Source organism: Corynebacterium sp. HMSC078H07, assembly GCF_001812805.1.
Classification (GTDB): domain Bacteria; phylum Actinomycetota; class Actinomycetes; order Mycobacteriales; family Mycobacteriaceae; genus Corynebacterium.
Genome location: NZ_KV810436.1, coordinates 19,819 through 39,874, shown reverse-complemented (window position 1 = coordinate 39,874; position 20,056 = coordinate 19,819). Strand labels below are relative to the sequence as shown.

Below are 20,056 nucleotides of genomic sequence, written 5' to 3'. Positions count from 1 at the left end.
GCGCGCGGCCCGTCCAGCGCATTCATGGTCTAAACAGCGACTGTCAAAGACTACCCCGTGAGGGGGCGAAAAGGCAAAACGCCTTTTCTAGCGCGAGCTGCGACGGGTTACGCGGCGCCTACCACGGCCGACCTTGCGGCTTGCCGACGCCCCCTTGGCCCCACCTTCCTTCTCCCGTGCGGAGGTCTCGTCGCGTTGCCGGGACTTCGATGCCCGTGACGCCTCCTCAATGACAACCGGCTGCTGGGATTTCATCGAGCGGCGCACCGCACGGCGACGACCACGCCCGCGGGAGCTGCGCGCCGTTGTGACGTCGCCATCTCCAGATTCTTGGGGCTTGGCAGATTCCTGGGCCGTGGCAGCGCTGCTGCCCTGCTCGTCTGCTGCCTTCGAGGCTTGCGGCTCGTGCTCGAAGTCTTCACGCTTCGGGCGGACGTCAGAACGCGAGTTGCCGCGCGTGCGACGCTTGCGGCGCGGTGACTTCTCGAACTCCTCAACGGCCTCCTCGTAGGTCTGGCGCGAGCGCTGCTTCGATTGCTTTTCGTGCGACGGACTCTGAACCTCGGCCTTCTTCTCGGACGTGCGCGAGGTGCGTGTTGCCCGGCGCGGCTTGCGGGAGCGCTTCGATTTCTTCGGCGCCATACTCTCCGCCACGGCGTAGCCGATGGACGCGCTGTCCGGTGTGCCGGCGTCGACCTCGTCATCGCCGTCTCGGCCGTCGCGGTTGTCGCGGCCGGAGGCATCGTCGTCTGAGTCGACGACCACCACGTTAGCCACAAGGTCCTCGAGCGCAGAATCCTTATCTTCTACCGCATCCACGTCATCTGCGTCGACACCAGCAGTGTTCTCCTCATCATCATGACGGTGCATACGCACGGCAGCCGGGTGCTGCTTCGGATCGCGGTGTGGCGCGCGGCGCTCCTTACGGCCTCGGCGCTGCGGCTTGGAGTTCTCCTCCTCCGGCTCCTCATCCACTGGGTACTCGTGGATGATAATGCCGCGGCCGTTGCAGGCTTCACACTCGGTCGAGAAGGTCTCAACTAGGCCGGTACCGACGCGCTTGCGGGTCATCTGCACCAGTCCCAGCGAGGTGACCTCGGAAACCTGGTGGCGGGTGCGGTCGCGCCCCAGTGCTTCCTTCAGTCGACGCAGGACGAGATCCTGGTTTTCCGGCAGAACCATGTCGATGAAGTCGACGACGATCATGCCACCCATATCGCGCAGGCGCATCTGGCGCACGATCTCCTCGGCCGCCTCGAGGTTGTTGCGCGTGACGGTTTCCTCAAGGTTGCCACCGGAGCCCGTGAACTTACCGGTGTTGACGTCAATAACCGTCATGGCCTCGGTGCGCTCGATGATGAGGGTGCCGCCCGAGGGCAGCCAGACCTTGCGGCTAAGAGCCTTGTGCAGCTGCTCGTCAATACGGTAGGTGCTGAAGGCATCCTCGCCATCGTGCTCACGGGCGTCGTAGCGCACGACGCGATCCGCCAAGTCGTGCGCCATGGAATCCACGTAGGCGCTCACCGTGTTATAGGACCGTTTGCCATCGACGACAAGGGTGCTGAAGTCTTCGTTGAACAGGTCACGCACGACCTTGATGAGCAGGTCCGGTTCCTCATACATCGTCACCGGCTTGGCACCCTTGGTGGCCTTCTCGTGTGCAGCACGGGCGCTGATGTCCTCCCACAGGGAGTGCAGACGGTTGACGTCGGTAGCAATGTCTTCTTCCGGAACATTTTCCGCCGCGGTACGGATGATAGCGCCGCCATCGCCCGGGATGACACGCTCGAGGATTCCCTTGAGGCGCTTGCGCTCTGGGGCCGGAAGCTTACGGGAAATACCTGCGCTGCGCCCGCCCGGAACATAGACCAGGAAGCGACCAGCCAGAGAGATCTGGGTAGTCAGGCGTGCGCCCTTGTGGCCGATTGGGTCCTTGGCCACCTGAACCAGAATCTGATCACCCGACTTCAGGGCATTTTCAATCTTTCGACCGCGCCCGCCAATGCCGAGCGCGCGCCAATCGACGTCTCCCGCATACAGCACACCATTTCGCCCCTGTCCGATATCGACGAAGGCGGCTTCCATCGAGGGCAGGACGTTCTGAACGCGGCCGAGGTAGATGTTGCCAATCTGGGAGGGATGCGATTCGGTCGTGACAAAGTGCTCGACAAGAAGGTCATCCTCCAAGACACCGACCTGGGTAATGATTCCGGCACCGTCGGTGCGCTGCTTGTCACGTACCACCATCGTGCGCTCCACCGATTCCCGGCGAGCCAAGAATTCGGCCTGGGAGACGATGTGCTGGCGCTCGCGGCCCTTCTCGCGCAGCTCAGCGCGGCGGCGGCGTTGGGCTTCGATGCGCGTCGAGCCTTTGATGGCCTTGGGTTCGTCGATAAGCTCAGCCCCACGGCTGTCGCCACTGCGCCCCTCGGCACCGCGTCCACGCGAAGTACCGCGGCTGCCACGGCGGCGGCCACGCTGCTGGTTCGACGGCGCTGCGTCCTCGTCGGACTCAACAGCCTCATCGACGTCCTCTGTTTTCTGACGCTTCGGCTTAGGAGCAGCCTTCGGCGCCATGAAGACTGGTGCGTACTCGTAGACCTCCGGCTCCTCCTCTGGCATCGGGGTAATCAGCGGGGTGAGGTCATCTTCGTCGAAGTCATCACCGGATTCCGCGAGTGCCTCATGCAGCATCTCAGCGTCGACCTTGTCCACAATCTGGGAGATTTCGTTGTCAACGTTCTTGCGCACGCGCTCGCGCAACTTCTCCTCGTCTTCGCTCAGCTGCTCAGACTGGACGGGCTGTTGTGGCTGTTCCGCAACGTTATCCGTGGAGTCCACCGGCTGGCTGAACGAGTCCTCCTTCGCAGACTTGTCCTTCTTCGACTTATCCTTTTTCGACTTTGCTGTCTTAGTTTCCTTAGCTGCTTTTTCCGTCTTGTCGGCCTTGGCAACGCGCTTCGTCGCGCGCTTGGCCCGCTTCTTCGGGGCAGTCTTCGCTGGCTTCTCCTCGGCCGATGCCTCTGCAGCTACGGCTGCGGCCTCTTCGTTGGCCTTATCCTCGATCTTCTCGTCCGCGGCCTCGGCCTTGGTGTGGGTGGCGGGTGCAAGGGCGGCGATAAGCTGCCCAATCTCCTCCGGCGTTGCCGAGGACTGCGCAGATTTTTTCATGCCCATCTCTGCGAACTGCTCAACCAGGTCCTTGGAGGCCACGCCCAGTTGCTTAGCTAGGGCGTACAGGCGGGTTTTGGGCGCAAGCGCGTCACGGTCAATCCTCGCTACCGCCGCTGCCAGAGCCGATTCACTACGTACTTCTTCTTTTTTCTTGGATGCCATGGGCGGCTAATCTCCCGACGTCTGCTCACCCCGGGCGCAGGTTGCCGCCACACGGTGGTGAGACTTTAAAAACTCTCTGTTTCCGTATTCAGTTATATGAGTATCTGTGCCCTCCATTCTGGCACAGGTTTCAGTTTAAGCTACATGTTAGTATCGCCGCTATGTCCGGACTTGAGAGCGCTGACACACCGAACACCCCAGCGCGACGTGTATCTGCACCGCGCACAGTGGCTCAAGCACGCGCCCGCAACGAGATTGCACTGCGGGATATCATCACCGTTGCCGTACCGGCGGGCATCGCCTCCGGCCTTCGCGCTGTTGACCTTCCCGACCCCTACGCGGTCCCCGTGTACGCCGTGCTGTGGATCGCCATAATCTATGGTGCCTTTCGCATCATTCGTAGTAAGCCGAAGTTCGTCCAAGCTGCGCAAGAAGAGTACCGGGCGGGCGATTACCCCGTTCTCGCCTACTTTCTGCCCGTCCTTGCTCTCTTGTCCCCTCTCATCGCTGAGGGAATTAGGTCCACCGGGGTTCTCGGCGATATCTCACCCAACCCCATCCTTATCGCCGCTGGGCTTACTGCCTTCTCCATCCCCGCGTTCATCATCGGCGGCCGCGCATTCGGCACGACCTCTTTTCGCGTTGGCAAGCGCCGCATCAAGGCCATCACCGAACAAGGAAGCCTCGAAGGCGTCACTGAGCAGAGCATAACCGCGGTGGAGAAACACCCGGAAGTCCTCAGCGGGCTGGTCGCCGCCGGTGCAGTCACTGGCAATACCACTTCCATCTCTGAGCTGGGACGACTGCTCGGCTACGAGGAGGGGCTCGAAGAAGAACTCCGTGAACTAGAAGCGGCCGGCGTGGTGAAGCTACCTGGTCTCATCCAGTGGAGTGGTGAGCGGACCTTTAACATCACTCTGACCGAATCTGGCGTGCGCAGCATCGACGCCTCGCGCACGCGCTAGCGCGGAAGGGTGTCATCTTCCGGGAAGAGTTTCGGACCAATCCACAGCATGAAATAGACCAAACCAACGAGGACTGGGATCTCAACAAGGGGACCAATCGTACCGGCAAGGGCTTGGGCAGACATCGCTCCGAAGGTGCCGATGGACACTGCAATAGCAAGTTCAAAGTTGTTTCCTGCTGCAGTAAACGCCACGCTGGCAGACTGCGCATAGTTCATGCCAACAGCCTTTGCCACGCCCAGTGACAGCACAAACATGCCCACGAAGTAGATAATCAGCGGCACCGCCACGCGCGCTACCGTTGCTGGTTGCTCCACAATGTGCTCGCCCTGCAGGGAAAAGAGCAACACAATCGTGTACAGCAGACCAATCATGGCTAGGGGCGATACGGCCGGAAGGAAACGGTTCTCAAACCATTCGCGGCCCTTTACCTTTTCACCCCAAAAGCGAGACAGCACACCCAACAGGAGCGGGATGCCCAAGAAGACGAGCACGGACTTCACAATGGCCCAGAAGGAAAAGTCAACACTTGTCACATCCAGTCCCAACCAGCCGGGGAGGATGCGAAGGTAGAACCAGCCCAGAACACCAAACATAGCGACCTGGAAGATGGAGTTGAGGGCGACAAGCACAGCCGTTGCTTCGCGGTCAGCGCACGAGAGGTCCGACCACACAAGCACCATGGCGATACAGCGCGCAAGGCCCACAATGATGAGGCCGGTACGCAGCTCCGGTTGGTCTGCCAGGAAGAGCCACGCCAGGGTAAACATAAACGCCGGTCCCACCAGCCAGTTGAGGACGAGCGATACCGCCATGAGACGGCCATCCGTGGCAATTTCCTTGGTCTTCTCGTAGCGGACCTTGGCCAAGGGCGGATACATCATGACAAGCAGACCAATGGCGATCGGGATGGAAATCCCGCCCACTTCAACGGCGCCCAAGGCTTGGCCAATTCCGGGAACGAAGTGGCCAATGAGTAGTCCGGCGGCCATCGCCAGAATAATCCACACGGGTAAAAATCGGTCAAGAAAAGACAACTTCGGGCGCTGCGACACGGCCATGCCTTCCCTCCTTCTAGCTTGAACAGAACGTGATACGAACATTCAATCTACAGTTCATATTGATAGGCGTCAATATAACGGCGGGAGTGTGGATAGCTCCTATACTGATCGCATGGCTTCCTCTTCCACGCCCGAGACCAGCGCGCGCGGCACTGAGTGCTGCTCCTTAAGCATGGGCCCGCTCAGCGACGCCGAGGCGATGCATTTTTCGCAACAATTCAAAGTCCTCGCAGACCCAGCCCGACTTCGTCTCCTGTCCATTCTGTGCGAGGAAGGCTGTGGCCCGATGAGCGTCACGGAGCTCACCGGGCTCACTGCGCTGAGCCAGCCCACGGTCTCCCACCACTTAGCGCGCCTGCGGGAGGCCGGCCTACTATCCAGGCAGCAATGCGGCCGCACCGTCACCCACCAGGTGAACAAAGACGCTTTTGCAGCCTTGCGCACGCTGCTGTCATTCGACTAACCAGCGCCCGATCTGATCTGCGCTCGAGCACGCAAGGCGGGTTCGAGCGCAGAAATGACAAAAGCCCGAACAGTTCATTCATCATTGTGAACTGCTCGGGCTTTATTGCGCGCTAGGCGCGGTGAAATTCTTTAGAGGTTCGGGAACCAGATGGAGATCTCGCGCTCAGCGGACTCCGGGGAGTCGGAACCGTGGACGACGTTCTCGCCGACGGTCAGGGCGAAGTCACCGCGGATGGTGCCCGGGGTGGCCTTCTCTACCGGGTGGGTGCCACCGGCAAGCTGGCGCCATGCGGCGATAGCGGACTCGCCCTCGACGATGCCAGCAACCAGCGGTGCGGAGGTGATGAAGTCAACGAGCTCACCGAAGAACGGCTTGTCCTCGTGCTCGGCGTAGTGCTTCTTGGCGGTCTCCTCGTCGGCGACGCGCAGATCCATGGCGACGAGCTTCAGGCCCTTGCGCTCAATGCGGGAGATGATCTCGCCCACGTGGCCGTTCTTCACGCCGTCCGGCTTGATGAGAATGAGTGTACGTTCAGTCATACGGCACATAGTACAGGTAAGCCGTGCTCGCGTCCGCACAGAGGGCTATTAAGTGAGACGTCGCACGATTTCTTCGGCGCGCTCGTGGCTGGTGCCACGGAACCACATCTGAACCTGGCGCACGGCAGTGCCGAACTGGCCGTTGTCGAGCAAACCCTGAAGCTCCTCGCGGTGCCAGCCCTCAAGATCCTCAAACTGGACTGGGCGCTGCTCACTCCGGCTTCTTAGCATTCCCACGACAAGGAAAATGAAGGCGGGGACGAGCAGGGCGAGCGGGAGTGCAAAACCGCCATGGAAAATCTTGGCCACCACAGCCGCGAGACAAAGAAGTGCAGAGAGACCGAAGAGAAAGTAGCGCATGCCCGCTAGTCTAGCGCGTTCAGTGTGGAGTCTAGCCACATACGCGAGCTCATGAGCAGGTGCTTTGCTGCGGCTGTATGCGGGGCCCAGAGTTCAAAAGCGTGAACGCCACCTTCGACGACCTCGCACTGCGTGGGTACGCCAGCTGCCTCGAGTCGCTCGGCATAGTCCAGGATTTCGTTATAGAAGAGCTCGCTTTGCCCAGCGTAGAGCCAGGCAGGCGGCAATCCAGTGAGGTCCGCACGGCGGCCGGGCACAGCATAGGGCGCAGTCGGGTCATCCTGGACGTAGTAACGCCAGGCCTGCGCATTGGAATCTGCGTCCCAGATGACGTTGCGCTCATCGGACGCAGCGCGGTCATCGAGCATGGGACAAAACAGCCACTGCCCCACCGGCTGGGTTCCGCCCTCGTCATAAAGGCGCTGGCACAGAGCCGCAGCAAGCCCGCCGCCAGCGCTTTGGCCACCAATGACGATGCGGTCGGCGCGTACCCCAAGCTCATCGGCATGGTTAAGGAGCCAGTAGTGGGCCGAGTGGACGTCGTCAAGCGCTGCCGGGTACGGATGCTCCGGGGCGAAACGATAGTGCGGTGCCACCACCGTCACACCCAGCTGCGCGGCGGTGTCCTTGAGGTGTTTAACGTCCTGGCGGGAATGACCCATGAGCAGACCGCCGCCATGAATCCACAACACCACGGCGCGGGGATTATCCGGCTCATAAATGGTGGCACGGATGTCGCGGTTTTTCACGCGGCGGGTACGCACACCGTAAATGTACGGCGCGGGCCACAGCGCCGGAACGACGCGGCCAGCGCGGCGGATGAGCGGATTCGTCGGATCGAACAACGACATGACTGCCGCACCCGCGCGCAATTCCGGCCGAATATACACAGACTGCTCTCCCCCTCGCTCTACTTACTTCTCGTTGAGGTGCTGGGTGGTGAGGTAGCCGCGCTCCATACGAGCCACGATGACGGAGCGCATATAGGCCGCCAGCGCCCAGAGCAGGGCAAAGATGATAAAGATGGTCGCTACTGACCAGTGGATCATAAAGCCCAGCACAATGCCGATGATGTGGAGGACAATCTGTACGCCCACAATCCACGGCTTATTCATGAATGGAAAGGAGGCCAGCAGGAGGACCATAAACCCGATGACCACGCCGTAGTTGAACGGGGTCCACAGGGTGCCATCGTAAAGCTTGTAAAGCATGGGCAGTGCCAGGACGAGAGTAAGCAGCTCCAGGGTGAGGGAGCTGGCTACGACCATGCCGCCGAACTGCTTGAGCGGGTCCTTAGTGGGGGCTTGGCCGAGGCCTAGCGGGCCAATTTCGTCCTCGGGGATGGGCTTGCGGGAACTCATGCGGGCTCCTTTCCAAAGAGGGCGCGGGCATCGCCTGCAGTGACGACCGAGCCGGTAATGATGATGCCGGAGCCGGACTGGACGTCGGCGTCTTCTGCCAGCTCAACGGCCTGAGCATAGGCGCCGGGCAGGTCGGGTTCAACAAAGACGCGTTCCTCACCGAAGATATCGCGGGCTAGTTCGGCCAGCTCATAGGCATCGCGGGCACGCGGGGAGGTGTTCTGAGTGATGACGACTTCCGTGAGCACGGATTCTAAGGCCGTAAGGATGCCGGTGGCGTCCTTGTCGGTGAAGATGGACACCACGCCGATAAGGCGCGCGAAGTCGAAGTCACGGTCGAGCGCTGCGGCCAGGGCCTTAGCGCCATGCGGGTTGTGGCAGGCATCTAAGAAGGTTGTGGGGCTGGTGCGCACGCGCTCTAAGCGGCCGGGCAAAATGGCCTTGGCAAAGCCAGTGCGCACGGACGCGATGTCGATGGGGTTGCCTGACGACGCCCCGAAGAACGCCTCCACTGCCGCCAGCGCCACAGCCGCGTTCTTGGCTTGGTGCTCGCCGTGTAGGGGCAAGAAGATGTCTTCGTAGAGACCGCCTAGGCCCTGAATGGTGAGCTGTTGGCCACCCACAGCAATGCGGGATTCCAGCGCAGCGAATTCGGATCCGGCGCGGGCCACGCCGGCGCCGACGTCCACGGTGCGCTGCAGGATAACCCGCATGGCTTCTGGGTCTTGTTCGGCGATGATGGCGATGTTTTCACCCGGGGTAATGACATCGTCGGCTTCATGTTCGCGAGCCTTGATGATGCCGGCCTTCTCGCTGGCGATTTCCGTGATGGTGTCACCGAGGTAGTCCGTGTGGTCCATGCCTACGGGCATGACCACGGCAACTTCGGCGTTGACCACGTTGGTGGCATCCCACGTGCCGCCGAGGCCGACCTCGACCACGGCGACGTCGATAGGCGCATCAGCAAACGCTGCATAGGAAATGCCCACGAGCACCTCGAAGGTGGACATGGGAATGTCCGAGCGGGAATCCACCATCTCAACATAAGGCTGAATCTCACGCCAGATGCGCACGAAATCGCGCGGGTGAATGGGGTGGCCGTCGATACCGATGCGCTCGGTGACCAGCTGCAGGTGCGGGCTAGTCACCAGGCCCACGCGGCGGTGGAAGGCGCGCAGCAGCGAATCGATCATGCGCGCGGTCGAGGACTTGCCGTTGGTGCCGGCCACCTGGATGACGTGGAAGGAGCGCTCCGGATTGCCCAGCAGATCCATGAGCATCTCAATGCGCTCCAGGCTCGGCTCAATGATGGTCTCCGGCGCACGCTCGTTGAGCTCCGCGGTGACCTGGGCCAGCTCGGCGAGTTCTTCCGGCGTGGCCTGCTCGGGCGCGGCCTCTTCGTAGTCCTCCTCGCCGCCGAGGTTGAGTGTTAGGCCAGAGTCGGTAATCTCCACTGGGCCGCCATCGGTGCCCTCCGCGAGGGCATCAACGATTTCATACTCCTCGCGGCCTTTCTCCTCCGCCACTACTTGAGTCCCTCCAGACGTGCGGTGATGCGCTCAACTTCTTCCTGGGCCACCTGCTGGCGGGTGCGGATCTTCTCCACCACGGCTTCCGGGGCCTTGGACAGGAAGGCCTCATTACCCAGCTTCTTGCCGGTCTGATCCAGTTCCTTCTGCGCCTTGGCCAAGTCCTTCTCCAGGCGCTTGCGCTCGGCTTCCACGTCCACGGCACCGGACGTATCCAGGGTGACCTCCACGGTGGCCTGGGACAGGCGCACCTCGATGGAGGCGGATGCAGTAAAGTCCTCGCCCGGCTCAGTGGTGTTGGCCAGGTTGCGGATGAGGCCCTCCTGGTTCTGCAGGTCAGCCGCTGCGAAGTCGAGGCGACCCGGAACCTTCTGGGAGGGCTTCACACCCTGGTCGGAGCGGAAGCGACGCAGCTCGGTGATGAGCTTGTCGGCATCCTCGATGCGGCGGGCAGCCACCTCGTCCTTCTCCGCGCCACCGTTGGTGTGCTCCTGGGTAGGCCACTGCGCGGTGACGATGGTCTCCCCGCCGGTGAGTGCCTTCCACAGGACTTCAGTGACGAAAGGCATGGTCGGATGCAGAAGGCGCAGGACCAGGTCGAGCACGCGACCCAGGACGATTTGGGTACTGCGTCCCGTTGCCTGCTCCTCAGCGGTCGCTGCATCAAAGTCGCGCGGGATCTGTGTCTTGGCAATCTCCAAGTACCAGTCACACAGCTCATCCCACACGTAGTGGTAGAGCAACTCGTTGGCCTTTGCGAACTGGTAATCATCGAGATAGGCGTCCACCTTGACGCGGACTTCTTCGGCGCGGTCGAGGATCCAGCGGTCGGCGTCGGTCAGCGCGTCACGTGCCGGCAGCTTCGCCACACCCGCGCCGTTCATGAGCGCGAACTTGGTGGCGTTAAAGAGCTTGGTGGCAAAGTTACGTCCGGCCGCAGCAGCGTCGACGGCCAGCGGCAGGTCCACGCCCGGGTTGGCGCCGCGGGCCAAGGTAAAGCGCAGGGCATCCGCACCATAATCGCGGACCCAATCCATCGGGTCGATTCCATTGCCCAGGGACTTCGACATCTTGCGGCCCTGCTCATCGCGGACGAGGCCGTGGAGGTAGATGTCCTTAAACGGCACCTGTGGGCGGCCGTCCTTGCCCGCACCGAGCAGTTCCGGAGTGTGGGCACCAGCGAAGGTGCCGAACATCATCATGCGGGCTACCCAGAAGAAGAGGATGTCATAAGCGGTGACCAGCACGTTCGTGGGGAAGAACTTTTCTAGGTCGGCGGTCTTCTCCGGCCATCCCATGGTGGAGAAAGGCCACAGCGCAGACGAGAACCAGGTGTCCAGAACATCCGGGTCCTGGACGTAGCCTTCCGGCGCTTCCTCGTCAGGGCCGAGGCAGATGATGTCTCGTTCCACTTCGCCGGCCTCGTTGGTCTTTTCGGGCCCATACCAAATGGGGATACGGTGGCCCCACCACAGCTGGCGGGAGATGCACCAATCGTGCATGTCATCGACCCACTCGAAGTAGCGCGGCTCCAACGCCTTCGGGTGGATGGTGGTATCACCTTCGCGGACGGCGTCACCGGACATCTTCGCCATCTTCTCCACGGCCACGAACCACTGCAGGCTCAGACGCGGCTCAATCGGCTCACCAGAGCGCTCCGAGTGGCCCACGGAATGCACGTAGGGGCGAATCTCCTTGACAATGCGGCCCTGCTCGCGCAGCGCCTCACGGATCTCTACGCGGGCTTCCTCGCGGGTCAGGCCGTCGAATTTCGTGCCGGTGTTGGCGATGTGTCCGGTGGTGTCCATGATGGTGGGCATGTCCAGGTCATGACGCTGGCCCATGGCGTAGTCATTCGGATCGTGCGCCGGGGTGATCTTCACCGCACCGGTACCGAATTCCATGTCCACGTAATCATCGGCGATGATCTTCAGGCTCAAATCATCGCGGAAGGGGTGCGGCAGCTCCTGGCCCACCAGGTGGGCGTAGCGCTCGTCGTCGGGGTGGACGGCAATGGCGACGTCACCCAGCATCGTTTCCACACGGGTGGTGGCGACGATGAGGTGCGGTTCGGCGTCGTCAAGCGAGCCATAGCGGATGGACACGAGCTCGCCCTCAACGTCCTTGTACACCACCTCAATATCGGACACGGCGGTCTCGAGCACTGGGGACCAGTTGACCAGGCGGTTGGCCTGGTAGATCATGCCCTCGTCGTAGAGGGTCTTAAAGATGGTCTGCACGGCGCGGGACAGGCCCTCATCCAGCGTGAAGCGCTCGCGGGACCAGTCCACCGAGTCACCGATGGCGCGCATCTGGTTCTGGATGGTGCCGCCGAACTCTTCTTTCCATTCCCAGACCTTGTTGATGAAGTCTTCGCGCTCATAATCCCAGCGCTTCTTACCTTCCTGCTCACGCAGGCGGGCCTCCACCTTGGTCTGGGTAGCGATGCCGGCGTGGTCAGCGCCCGGCAGCCACAGGGTGGCATAGCCCTGCATGCGTTTGCGGCGAATGATGGAGTCGATCAGAGTGTGGTCCAGGGCGTGGCCCATGTGCAGCTGGCCGGTGACGTTCGGCGGTGGCAGGACAATCGAGTAGGGCTCCGCCTCGGAGGAGGCGTCCGGGGTGAAATAACCGGCGCTTACCCAGCCTTCGTAGAGGTCTTTCTCTACTGCCTGCGGCTCCCAGGACTTGGGAAGCTGGTCCGCGCGGTTGGTGCCAACGAGTTGCTCTTTATTCTGATCAGTCACCTGGTCAACTCTACCCTGTGCGTCAACTGGCACCTGACCCCTGGCTAGAGTAAGGGCATGTCTCACACCCCTGGCCACCGTGCCCGTCTTCGAACCCGCCATTTTGCCCGCGCCAAGCAGGAATCTTCGGCTTTTGCCTGCATGACTAGCTATGACTGCATGACCGCCGAAATCTTCGATGAAGCAGGCATAGACCTCCTCCTCGTGGGCGATTCCCTGGCCAATGTGGTGCTGGGCCGCGAGACCACGTTGTCGCTCACCCTCGATGAAATCATTCCGTTGGCCCGCGCGGTGGTCACGGCCACCTCCCGCGCCTTCGTAGTAGTTGACCTGCCTTTCGGCACCTACGAGTCCGGCCCTGCCCAGGCGTTGGAGTCTGCCGTGCGCGTCATGAAGGAGACCGGTGCGCAGGCCGTGAAGTTGGAGGGCGGCGCGGAGCGGGCCCCGATTGTTGCCGCGCTTGTCGACGCCGGAATTCCCGTCTGCGCCCACATCGGTTTCACGCCCCAGCAGGTCCATGCCTTGGGCGGCTTCGTGGTCCAGGGCCGCGGCGCTGGTGCGGAGAAGCTGCATGAGGATGCCCGCGCGCTTGCCGACGCCGGCGCTTTCGCCGTGGTTCTCGAAATGGTCCCTGCTGCTCTTGCCGAGCAGGTAACCGCGGATCTGCCCATTCCCACCATTGGTATTGGTGCCGGCGCACAGACCGACGGACAGATCCTGGTGTGGACCGATGCTTTCGGTTTAGGTGGTCCCAAGGCGCCGCGCTTCGTACGACGCTATGCGGATCTGCGCGGCGCGCTGCTTAACGGCGCAAAGGAGTACGTGGCCGATGTGAAAGAACGCTCCTTCCCCAACGCCGAGGAATCCTTCGAGGACTAGGGTTTGATCCATGAAGATTCTTCGTACCAAAGCTGAGCTGCGGGATTTCCGCGCATCTCTTAGCGGATCTGTCGGTTTCGTGCCCACGATGGGCGCGCTTCACGACGGCCACGGTTCCCTCGTGCGCCGCGCCCGCGAGGAGAACGACCACGTCATCTGTTCGGTTTTTGTAAACCCGCTGCAGTTCACTGACCTAGGCGACTGCGAGGATTACCGCGCCTATCCGCGCGACCTTGACGCCGATGCCGGGCTGCTGGATTCGCTAGGAGTCGATGCCGTCTTTGCTCCCAGTGTGGAAGAGATGTACCCCGGCGGCACTCCCCGGGTGTGGGTTCGCACGGGCGAGATGGGCTCGGTCTTGGAAGGTGCTTCGCGCCCCGGCCACTTCGACGGCGTGGCCACAGTGGTCACCAAACTATTTAACCTCGTGGGCCCCGACCGCGCCTACTTTGGACAGAAAGACGCCCAGCAGGTGGCCATCCTGCGCCGCATGGTGAGTGACCTCGACCTGCCAGTGGACATCATCAGCGCGCCCATCGTCCGCGCAGCAGATGGTGTGGCCGAGTCCAGCCGCAATGCTCGCTTGAGCCCTGCTGAGCGCGAGCAGGCCGTGGCCCTATCCCGAGCACTCTTCGCACTAGACGCCGGCGCCTCGCTCGACGACGCCCAGGCCCAACTCGCCTCCTCCCCCGGCGTCACGGTGGATTACCTCACCGTGGTGGACCCCGCCACGCTCGAACCCGTTGACGCACAACACCGGCCCGCTCTAGCACTGGTGGCAGCGCAAGTGGGGCCGGTGCGGCTTATCGATAATCTCGTGCTTGAGGCCTAGTCCTTGAGCAGGTGAGCGACAGCCTCGCGCTCCTCACGCAACTCCTGTACGGAGGCCTCGATGCGCTCCTTCTGGAAATCGTTGAGCTCGAGGCCCTGAACGATTTCCCACTTGCCATCGCGGGCCACGGTGGGGAATCCCGCAACGAGACCCTCATCCACGCCATAGGAGCCATCCGAGACGACGGCCGCGGTACGCCAATCCTCCGTGCCGTGGATCCAATCGTGCATGTGGTCCACCGCGGCAGACGCCGCCGATGCTGCCGAGGACTTACCACGCACAGCGATAATTTCCGCTCCGCGCTTGGCCACCTTCGGAATCATCTCCTCCTTGTACCAGTCCTCATCCACCTCAGCGTTGGAGAAAGTCAGGTCTGGGAACTGGGACGCGGAGTGGTTACCCCACACGGCCACCTTGGTCAGCTCTGCGGTGGGCATGCCGGTCTTGAGGGACACCTGGCTCTGGGTGCGGTTATGGTCGAGGCGCATGAGAGCGGTGAACTGGCTCGGATCCAAATCCGGGGCGCTCTGGGACGCAATGTAGGCGTTGGTGTTGGCCGGGTTGCCCACGACAAGAACACGGACGTCGCGCGCGGCGACGGCGTTAAGCGCCTTGCCCTGCTCGGTAAAGATGGCACCGTTGGCCTCGAGCAGATCGGCACGCTCCATGCCTTTCGTGCGCGGACGGGAACCCACAAGGAACGCTGCCTTGGTGTCCTTGAAGGCCACGTTCGGGTCATCGGTGACGGTTATGCCGCGCAGAAGCGGGAAAGCGGAGTCATTGAGCTCCATGGCCACGCCTTCAGCGGCGCCAATGGCCTGCGGAATCTCCAGCAGGGCCAGCTCCACTGGGGTGTCCTTGCCATAGACATCACCGGCAGCGATGCGCCACAGCAGCGAGTAGGCGATGTTGCCGGCAGCGCCGGTCACAGTGATCTTGACGGGTTGCGATGCGGTCATGTGTGACATCCTTTCGACTCGGTACTCGCCTTCCCAGCCTAGTCCCGTTTCTTTCCCCCATGGGGTGCAATTTCACCCCCGAAATACCCAAGATTGGTGTACTTGAACTCCGTCTCCACAGTTTTTCGGCATAGTAGTAAGAAGCGGGCATAACCAGCCACCAATTCAACGCGTACAAGGACGGAACATTCATGAACACTGAGGTCACATCGGTCAACGCCGGCTCTGTAGAGCACGTGATCGATGTTGCGATCGCGGAGTTCTCTGACCATGGCTATGCCGAGACCAAGCTCGACACTGTGTCGAAGCTTTCTGGCATGTCCAAGCGCATGATTCACTACCACTTTGGGGACAAGAAAGGTCTGTACCAGCAGGCCCTAGCCACCGCAGCCAAGCGCCTGAACCCACCGGAGGGCAGCTTGGCCGTTGACTCGGCCGTTCCTGTGGAAGGCGTGCGCACTCTCGTTGACTGGATGTTCCGCCAGCACGTGGAGCACCCGGAAGCCATCAAGATGATGACGATGGAGTCCTCCCACAGTGTGCTGGAGTCCTCGCGAGCGATTATCGACGTCTCCGAGATCTCCCTCCACCTCGACCGACTCCTCATGCTGGGCCAAGATTCCGGCGCTTTCCGCCCAGGCATTTCGGCCAATGACATCTTCACACTGATTTCGGCGCTGACGATGTACCGCGTGACGAATCACGCGATGATGGGCAATCTGCTCGACATCGACATGCATACCCACAACAACACGGAGGGTCTACACCGCATGGCCGTCGATGCCGTGCTGGCCTTCCTTACGGCGAATATCCCCGACATCGGTTTTGAGTCTTACCTCACCCAGAACGAGACCGAACTTGAGGCCGAGTCAGCGCCCTTGGATGTGTACTCCACTGAGGACGAGGGCGGCGCATCCACGAGCCTCTACGGGTAACCTGCCCTCCTTACGGCTCCATAGCCGCCCCTCGGTTCCCCGCTCTAACCGCACAGTATTCGCCTGGGTCTCTTTTCCGACTCCGCGCGAGCTCCCTTGCCCCCGGCACCGCACGAGCAAAGGAACCAAAGTACAGGAACCATCTGCGCGTCGAGCTCAACAAAAGCCCAGCTCACGATCACGCGCCACTGCCAAAAGGTCCCACTTATCTGGTTCCTTTGCCCCTTACACCAGCTTCACGCCCCATCACCACACGGTGGGCCTATATTGCTCTGCGTCCCAGGACACTCCTCGGTACAAAGCCAACGCATCGACACGAGTATGGCATCTGCTAGAAAGCGTTTTCACGAGTAAAAACGCCATATGAACAGCACAAAAGGCATCTTCAGGAGTGAAGATGCCTTTTGAGTAATGCCACCTGATTTGGCAGGTAGTACGTGGCAAGCGTTGGTTACAGGCCTAACTCACGCTTGAGTTCCACAGCGATGCGGTCCAGTCGCTCTTCAGCGCCTACCCAATCGACATCGCCTTCCCGCACCACTTCGAGGTAGCACTTGAGCTTCGGCTCCGTACCCGAGGGGCGGATAATGACGCGGTCGTTGGCCTCGGTTTCCAGGACCAATCCGGGGGTCGGTTCCAAGCCTTGGTAGCCCTTCGACATATCGCTCGCACGCAGGACGGGCGAACCGGCCAGCGATTCCGGCGGGGATTGCAAGATCTGCTCCAAGGTGGGAGCAATCTGCGTGATGTCGTCGAAGCGGAAGGTCAATGGCTTCGTCTTGTGCGTGCCTAATTCAGCGGCGAGCTCGTCGAGTCTATCTTGCAGGTTCTTGCCTGCCGACTTCAGTTCGGCTGCCAAGCACGCAACGGTCACTGCTGCCGAAATACCGTCCTTGTCCGCAACGGCTTCGGGGTCGCAGCAGTACCCGATGGCCTCTTCGTAGCCAAAAGTCAGGTTAGGTGTGCGCGCAATCCTTTTAAACCCAGTGAGCGTCGTGCGCCACTGGGCGCCGCGTGCCTGTGCAATGCGCCCGAGGAAGCGGCTGGATACCACCGAGTTGGCCAACACTCCGCCGTCGCGAGCCAAGTAGTCACCTAACAAGGCACCGGTTTCATCACCGGTGAGCTGACGCCACCCGCTTTCAGTAGGGATGGCAACAGCACAGCGATCTGCATCAGGGTCCAGAGCCAAGATGATGTCACTTCGTGTTTCCTGAGCGGCTGCAAAGGCACAGTCGAGTGCACCTGGCTCCTCGGGGTTGGGAAAAGTAACGGTGGGGAAATCGGGATCCGGCTGCGCTTGCTCCGCCACCAGTTCAACTTCAGTGAACCCCACTGCTTCCAGAGCGTTGAGCGCTAGGTCGCCTCCTACGCCGTGCATCGGTGTGAGAGTGATGCGAAGATCTCGCGGCCCTTCACCTGCTCGCTCTTGAATGCGCGATAAGTAACGCTCGCGGGTATCAACCTCTTCTACTTTCCCTGGGCCGTTGGCTGCATCACGGGGCACTTGGTCAGCCGGGGGAGCTGCAGCAATTGCGGCGGCGATCTCAGAATCGAACGGCGGCACGATTTGCACGCCTTGACCATCACCTTCAACTACCCGACCTCCCAAGTACACCTTGTAACCATTGTCCTGAGGCGGGTTGTGTGAGGCAGTCACCATAACCCCGGCATCAGCTCCTAGTTCCCGAACTGTGAATGCGGTGAGCGGAGTGGGGTTCTGCGGCGGGAGAACCAATGCGTGTCCACCCGCGGCGGCCACCACATCAGCAACATCGCGATGGAAAGCAGCAGATCCATGACGAGCGTCGCATCCGACCACAACTCTTGGTACGTCCACCTGCTTCTTCAGCACGTCCATCAACCCCGCTGTCGTCCGGATAACGACAGCTCGGTTCATCTGCGACTCACCCGGACCGATTGTGCCGCGCAGACCAGCAGTGCCGAAAGACAGCGGGCCTGCAAACAGAGTGCGGAGCGTTTCCTCATCCTGTGCCTCGACGAGGGACTCTACCTCTGCGCGCGTTGCCGGGTCTGGGTCGTGTTCGGCCCACTGCCGAGCGGTCTCCAGTATGGATGTCATTTTAAGCCTCGAATCCTTCGAGCACGGCTGCAGAGGAAGACAGACCCAAGCGCGTTGCGCCAGCATCAATCATGGCCTGGGCGGCCTCAGCATCACGGATTCCACCCGAGGCCTTTACACCGAGGCGACCCTCGACGGTGTCTGCCAAAAGCTTCACGGCATGGACCGAAGCACCACCAGCGGGGTGGAAGCCAGTCGAGGTCTTGACAAAATCGGCGCCTGCGCGCTCGGCGGCTTGGCACGTGGCGACGATTTCTTCATCGTCAAGCGCAGCAGATTCAATGATGACCTTCACGATGACTGGAGCCGGTGCAGCATCGCGCACGGCCTTGATGTCGGCCTCCACCGCGGCGTAGTCATGGGACTTGACCTGGGAAAGATTGACCACCATGTCAATCTCTTCGGCACCGTCTTTCACTGCACGTGCAGTCTCAGCTGCCTTAACCTCGGTCTTCACAGCACCGGAAGGAAAGCCAACGACGGTGGCTACGTGTACGCCCGCCGGCACCTCAACAGGCAATTGGTTCGGCGATACGCAAATTGAATAGGTGCCCAGTTCTCCCGCTTCCTTGGCCAAAGCGGCCACCTGGTCCGGCGTCGCTTCCGGTTTAAGCAGGGTGTGATCAATCATCTGGGCAACGTCAGTGCGAGAAGTCATAATGTCTCCTAAATGTCGGTGAATGTGTGTTAGCTGATTCGGTCAAGAATGATCGTGCGCTCTTCAGACAGCGGTTCATTGGTGATCTGAAAACCGCTGTTGAGAACCTCCAAGGAGCGCTCGAAGCGGTCTGGGGTTTCCGTGTGGAGAGTAAACAGTTTCTGTCCCTTGGTCACCTTCTCGCCCTTCGTGGCATGCAGTTCAATACCAGCGGTGGCCTGTACCGGATCTTCCTTTCGAGCACGACCGGCACCCAAGCGCCACGAGCTCACGCCGACAGCGAGAGCATCAAGTTCGGTCAGGTAGCCATCGGAGTCCGCGATGACATCGTGGGTGTGGCTCGCCACCGGCAGAGCGGCATCTGGGTCGCCGCCCTGCGCCTTAATCATTTGCTTCCACTTGTCCATAGCACGGCCGTCCTTGAGGGCTGCCTCAATGTCGGCGTCGTGAACGCCGGCTGCCTCGAGCATCTCGCGGGCCAGAGCAACGGTGAGTTCGACGACGTCCGCCGGACCGCCACCGGCGAGCACCTCTACAGATTCCTCAACCTCAAGGGCATTGCCTACCTTGCGCCCCAGAGGGGTCGACATATCAGTCAGCAAAGCAGTCGTCTTCGTGCCAGCGTCTTTACCCAAATCGACCATGGTTTGCGCCAACTCGCGAGCCTGCTCTTGGTTCTTCATGAATGCACCGGAACCGACTTTAACGTCGAGGACCAAGGAAGACGTACCTTCCGCGATTTTCTTGGACATGATGGAGGAGGCAATCAGCGGGATAGCTTCCACCGTGGAGGTGATGTCACGCAATGCGTAAATCTTTTTATCTGCTGGAGCCAAGCCAGCACCGGCAGCACAGATGATGCAACCTGGATCCTCCAGGATTTCCATCATGCGCTCGTTACTCACATCGGCCTGCCACCCTGGAATTGCCTCCAGCTTGTCCAGTGTTCCTCCCGTGTGTCCGAGGCCGCGTCCAGACAGCTGAGGTACGGCGACACCGAAAGCCGCAACGAGCGGTGCGAGCGGTAGGGTGATTTTGTCACCGACGCCTCCGGTGGAGTGCTTATCGGCGGTCTTTTTCGACAAAGAATCGAAGCTCATCGTTTCGCCGGAAGCGATCATCGCCTGGGTCCAACGCGAAATCTCCTCACGGTTCATGCCGTTGAGGAAAATGGCCATATTAAGTGCGGCCATCTGCTCATCGCCCACCACTCCACGCGTGTAGGCGTCAATAACCCAATCAATCTCGGCAGGGCTCAGCACCCCCTTGTCACGTTTGGTACGGATAACGTCGACTGCATCAAATTTCTCGGCCACGACAACTCCTTCACTCTTGACCTACCTACT

Annotated in this window: 17 protein-coding genes; 5 read left to right on the top strand and 12 right to left on the bottom strand. The window is 61.1% G+C overall.

What is annotated here, in order from left to right:
- Positions 1-87 precede the first annotated feature (87 nt).
- On the bottom strand, positions 88-3,336 hold the full coding sequence (locus HMPREF2875_RS00510; RefSeq protein WP_070669516.1) for a translation initiation factor IF-2 N-terminal domain-containing protein: 3,249 nt from the start codon (positions 3,334-3,336) through the stop codon (positions 88-90).
- Between the two features lie 161 nt (positions 3,337-3,497).
- Here HMPREF2875_RS00510 and HMPREF2875_RS00505 point away from each other — a divergent pair, with 161 nt between their 5' ends.
- Complete coding sequence (locus tag HMPREF2875_RS00505; protein ID WP_246816991.1) at positions 3,498-4,301, top strand: hypothetical protein; 804 nt, start codon at positions 3,498-3,500, stop codon at positions 4,299-4,301.
- Here the strand turns inward: HMPREF2875_RS00505 and arsB are convergent.
- Positions 4,298-5,362, bottom strand: a complete 1,065-nt coding sequence (gene arsB / locus HMPREF2875_RS00500) for an ACR3 family arsenite efflux transporter (RefSeq protein ID WP_070669515.1) — start codon at positions 5,360-5,362, stop codon at positions 4,298-4,300. The genes HMPREF2875_RS00505 and arsB overlap by 4 nt on opposite strands.
- A 112-nt stretch (positions 5,363-5,474) precedes the next feature.
- Here arsB and HMPREF2875_RS00495 point away from each other — a divergent pair, with 112 nt between their 5' ends.
- A complete protein-coding gene (locus tag HMPREF2875_RS00495) occupies positions 5,475-5,825 on the top strand; it encodes an ArsR/SmtB family transcription factor (protein WP_070669514.1) in 351 nt (116 codons plus the stop codon).
- A 131-nt stretch (positions 5,826-5,956) separates the two neighbouring features.
- On the opposite strand, the gene ndk is transcribed toward HMPREF2875_RS00495, so the two are convergent.
- The 6 genes from ndk to HMPREF2875_RS00465 form a co-directional block, all read right to left on the bottom strand.
- Entirely contained in the window at positions 5,957-6,367 is a 411-nt protein-coding gene (gene ndk / locus HMPREF2875_RS00490; RefSeq protein WP_039676402.1) for a nucleoside-diphosphate kinase, read from the bottom strand.
- 48 nt (positions 6,368-6,415) lie between these two features.
- Positions 6,416-6,727 (bottom strand): hypothetical protein, encoded by a 312-nt coding sequence (locus HMPREF2875_RS00485; RefSeq protein WP_070669513.1) that lies wholly within the window; start codon positions 6,725-6,727, stop codon positions 6,416-6,418.
- Between the two features lie 5 nt (positions 6,728-6,732).
- Positions 6,733-7,578: an alpha/beta hydrolase gene (locus HMPREF2875_RS00480; protein ID WP_070669540.1), complete on the bottom strand. Its 846-nt coding sequence runs from the start codon at positions 7,576-7,578 to the stop codon at positions 6,733-6,735.
- A gap of 63 nt (positions 7,579-7,641) precedes the next feature.
- Positions 7,642-8,088 (bottom strand): DUF4233 domain-containing protein, encoded by a 447-nt coding sequence (locus HMPREF2875_RS00475; protein WP_070669512.1) that lies wholly within the window; start codon positions 8,086-8,088, stop codon positions 7,642-7,644.
- The gene (locus HMPREF2875_RS00470; protein WP_070669511.1) at positions 8,085-9,614 is read right to left on the bottom strand and encodes a bifunctional tetrahydrofolate synthase/dihydrofolate synthase; all 1,530 of its coding nucleotides are present in this window, start codon (positions 9,612-9,614) and stop codon (positions 8,085-8,087) included. Before HMPREF2875_RS00470 ends, HMPREF2875_RS00475 begins: the two co-directional genes overlap by 4 nt.
- Complete coding sequence (locus HMPREF2875_RS00465) at positions 9,614-12,364, bottom strand: valine--tRNA ligase (protein ID WP_070669510.1); 2,751 nt, start codon at positions 12,362-12,364, stop codon at positions 9,614-9,616. The genes HMPREF2875_RS00470 and HMPREF2875_RS00465 overlap by 1 nt, the downstream gene beginning before the upstream one ends.
- 57 nt (positions 12,365-12,421) lie before the next feature.
- Between HMPREF2875_RS00465 and panB the strand changes: the two genes are divergently transcribed.
- Together panB and panC are read left to right on the top strand one after the other, a co-directional pair.
- A complete protein-coding gene (gene panB / locus HMPREF2875_RS00460) occupies positions 12,422-13,243 on the top strand; it encodes a 3-methyl-2-oxobutanoate hydroxymethyltransferase (protein WP_070669509.1) in 822 nt (273 codons plus the stop codon).
- A gap of 10 nt (positions 13,244-13,253) precedes the next feature.
- Positions 13,254-14,075 carry a pantoate--beta-alanine ligase gene (panC, locus tag HMPREF2875_RS00455; protein ID WP_070669508.1) on the top strand — a complete coding sequence of 274 codons (822 nt, stop codon included), beginning with the start codon at positions 13,254-13,256 and terminating at the stop codon, positions 14,073-14,075.
- Here panC and HMPREF2875_RS00450 read toward each other — a convergent pair.
- Complete coding sequence (locus HMPREF2875_RS00450) at positions 14,072-15,034, bottom strand: malate dehydrogenase (protein ID WP_070669507.1); 963 nt, start codon at positions 15,032-15,034, stop codon at positions 14,072-14,074. The two genes, panC and HMPREF2875_RS00450, sit on opposite strands and share 4 nt — an antisense overlap.
- A gap of 191 nt (positions 15,035-15,225) precedes the next feature.
- Here HMPREF2875_RS00450 and HMPREF2875_RS00445 point away from each other — a divergent pair, with 191 nt between their 5' ends.
- Positions 15,226-15,969: a TetR/AcrR family transcriptional regulator gene (locus HMPREF2875_RS00445; protein WP_070669506.1), complete on the top strand. Its 744-nt coding sequence runs from the start codon at positions 15,226-15,228 to the stop codon at positions 15,967-15,969.
- A 451-nt stretch (positions 15,970-16,420) separates the two neighbouring features.
- On the opposite strand, the gene HMPREF2875_RS00440 is transcribed toward HMPREF2875_RS00445, so the two are convergent.
- The 3 genes from HMPREF2875_RS00440 to HMPREF2875_RS00430 are packed head-to-tail and all read right to left on the bottom strand — an operon-like array spanning position 16,421 to position 20,026.
- Positions 16,421-18,052: a phospho-sugar mutase gene (locus HMPREF2875_RS00440; RefSeq protein WP_070669505.1), complete on the bottom strand. Its 1,632-nt coding sequence runs from the start codon at positions 18,050-18,052 to the stop codon at positions 16,421-16,423.
- Between the two features lies 1 nt (position 18,053).
- On the bottom strand, positions 18,054-18,710 hold the full coding sequence (deoC, locus tag HMPREF2875_RS00435; RefSeq protein WP_070669504.1) for a deoxyribose-phosphate aldolase: 657 nt from the start codon (positions 18,708-18,710) through the stop codon (positions 18,054-18,056).
- Positions 18,711-18,739: 29 nt separating this feature from the next.
- Entirely contained in the window at positions 18,740-20,026 is a 1,287-nt protein-coding gene (locus HMPREF2875_RS00430) for a thymidine phosphorylase (RefSeq protein ID WP_070669503.1), read from the bottom strand.
- Positions 20,027-20,056 lie beyond the last annotated feature (30 nt).

What these genes read in the sequence shown, in the direction of transcription:
- HMPREF2875_RS00510 (WP_070669516.1), bottom strand. Translation starts at nt 3,336, where the DNA reads ATGGCATCCAAGAAAAAAGAAGAAGTACGTAGTGAATCGGCTCTGGCA.
- HMPREF2875_RS00505 (WP_246816991.1), top strand. Translation starts at nt 3,498, where the DNA reads ATGTCCGGACTTGAGAGCGCTGACACACCGAACACCCCAGCGCGACGT.
- arsB (WP_070669515.1), bottom strand. Translation starts at nt 5,362, where the DNA reads ATGGCCGTGTCGCAGCGCCCGAAGTTGTCTTTTCTTGACCGATTTTTA.
- HMPREF2875_RS00495 (WP_070669514.1), top strand. Translation starts at nt 5,475, where the DNA reads ATGGCTTCCTCTTCCACGCCCGAGACCAGCGCGCGCGGCACTGAGTGC.
- ndk (WP_039676402.1), bottom strand. Translation starts at nt 6,367, where the DNA reads ATGACTGAACGTACACTCATTCTCATCAAGCCGGACGGCGTGAAGAAC.
- HMPREF2875_RS00485 (WP_070669513.1), bottom strand. Translation starts at nt 6,727, where the DNA reads ATGCGCTACTTTCTCTTCGGTCTCTCTGCACTTCTTTGTCTCGCGGCT.
- HMPREF2875_RS00480 (WP_070669540.1), bottom strand. Translation starts at nt 7,578, where the DNA reads ATGTCGTTGTTCGATCCGACGAATCCGCTCATCCGCCGCGCTGGCCGC.
- HMPREF2875_RS00475 (WP_070669512.1), bottom strand. Translation starts at nt 8,088, where the DNA reads ATGAGTTCCCGCAAGCCCATCCCCGAGGACGAAATTGGCCCGCTAGGC.
- panB (WP_070669509.1), top strand. Translation starts at nt 12,422, where the DNA reads ATGTCTCACACCCCTGGCCACCGTGCCCGTCTTCGAACCCGCCATTTT.
- panC (WP_070669508.1), top strand. Translation starts at nt 13,254, where the DNA reads ATGAAGATTCTTCGTACCAAAGCTGAGCTGCGGGATTTCCGCGCATCT.
- HMPREF2875_RS00450 (WP_070669507.1), bottom strand. Translation starts at nt 15,034, where the DNA reads ATGACCGCATCGCAACCCGTCAAGATCACTGTGACCGGCGCTGCCGGC.
- HMPREF2875_RS00445 (WP_070669506.1), top strand. Translation starts at nt 15,226, where the DNA reads ATGAACACTGAGGTCACATCGGTCAACGCCGGCTCTGTAGAGCACGTG.
- HMPREF2875_RS00440 (WP_070669505.1), bottom strand. Translation starts at nt 18,052, where the DNA reads ATGACATCCATACTGGAGACCGCTCGGCAGTGGGCCGAACACGACCCA.
- deoC (WP_070669504.1), bottom strand. Translation starts at nt 18,710, where the DNA reads ATGACTTCTCGCACTGACGTTGCCCAGATGATTGATCACACCCTGCTT.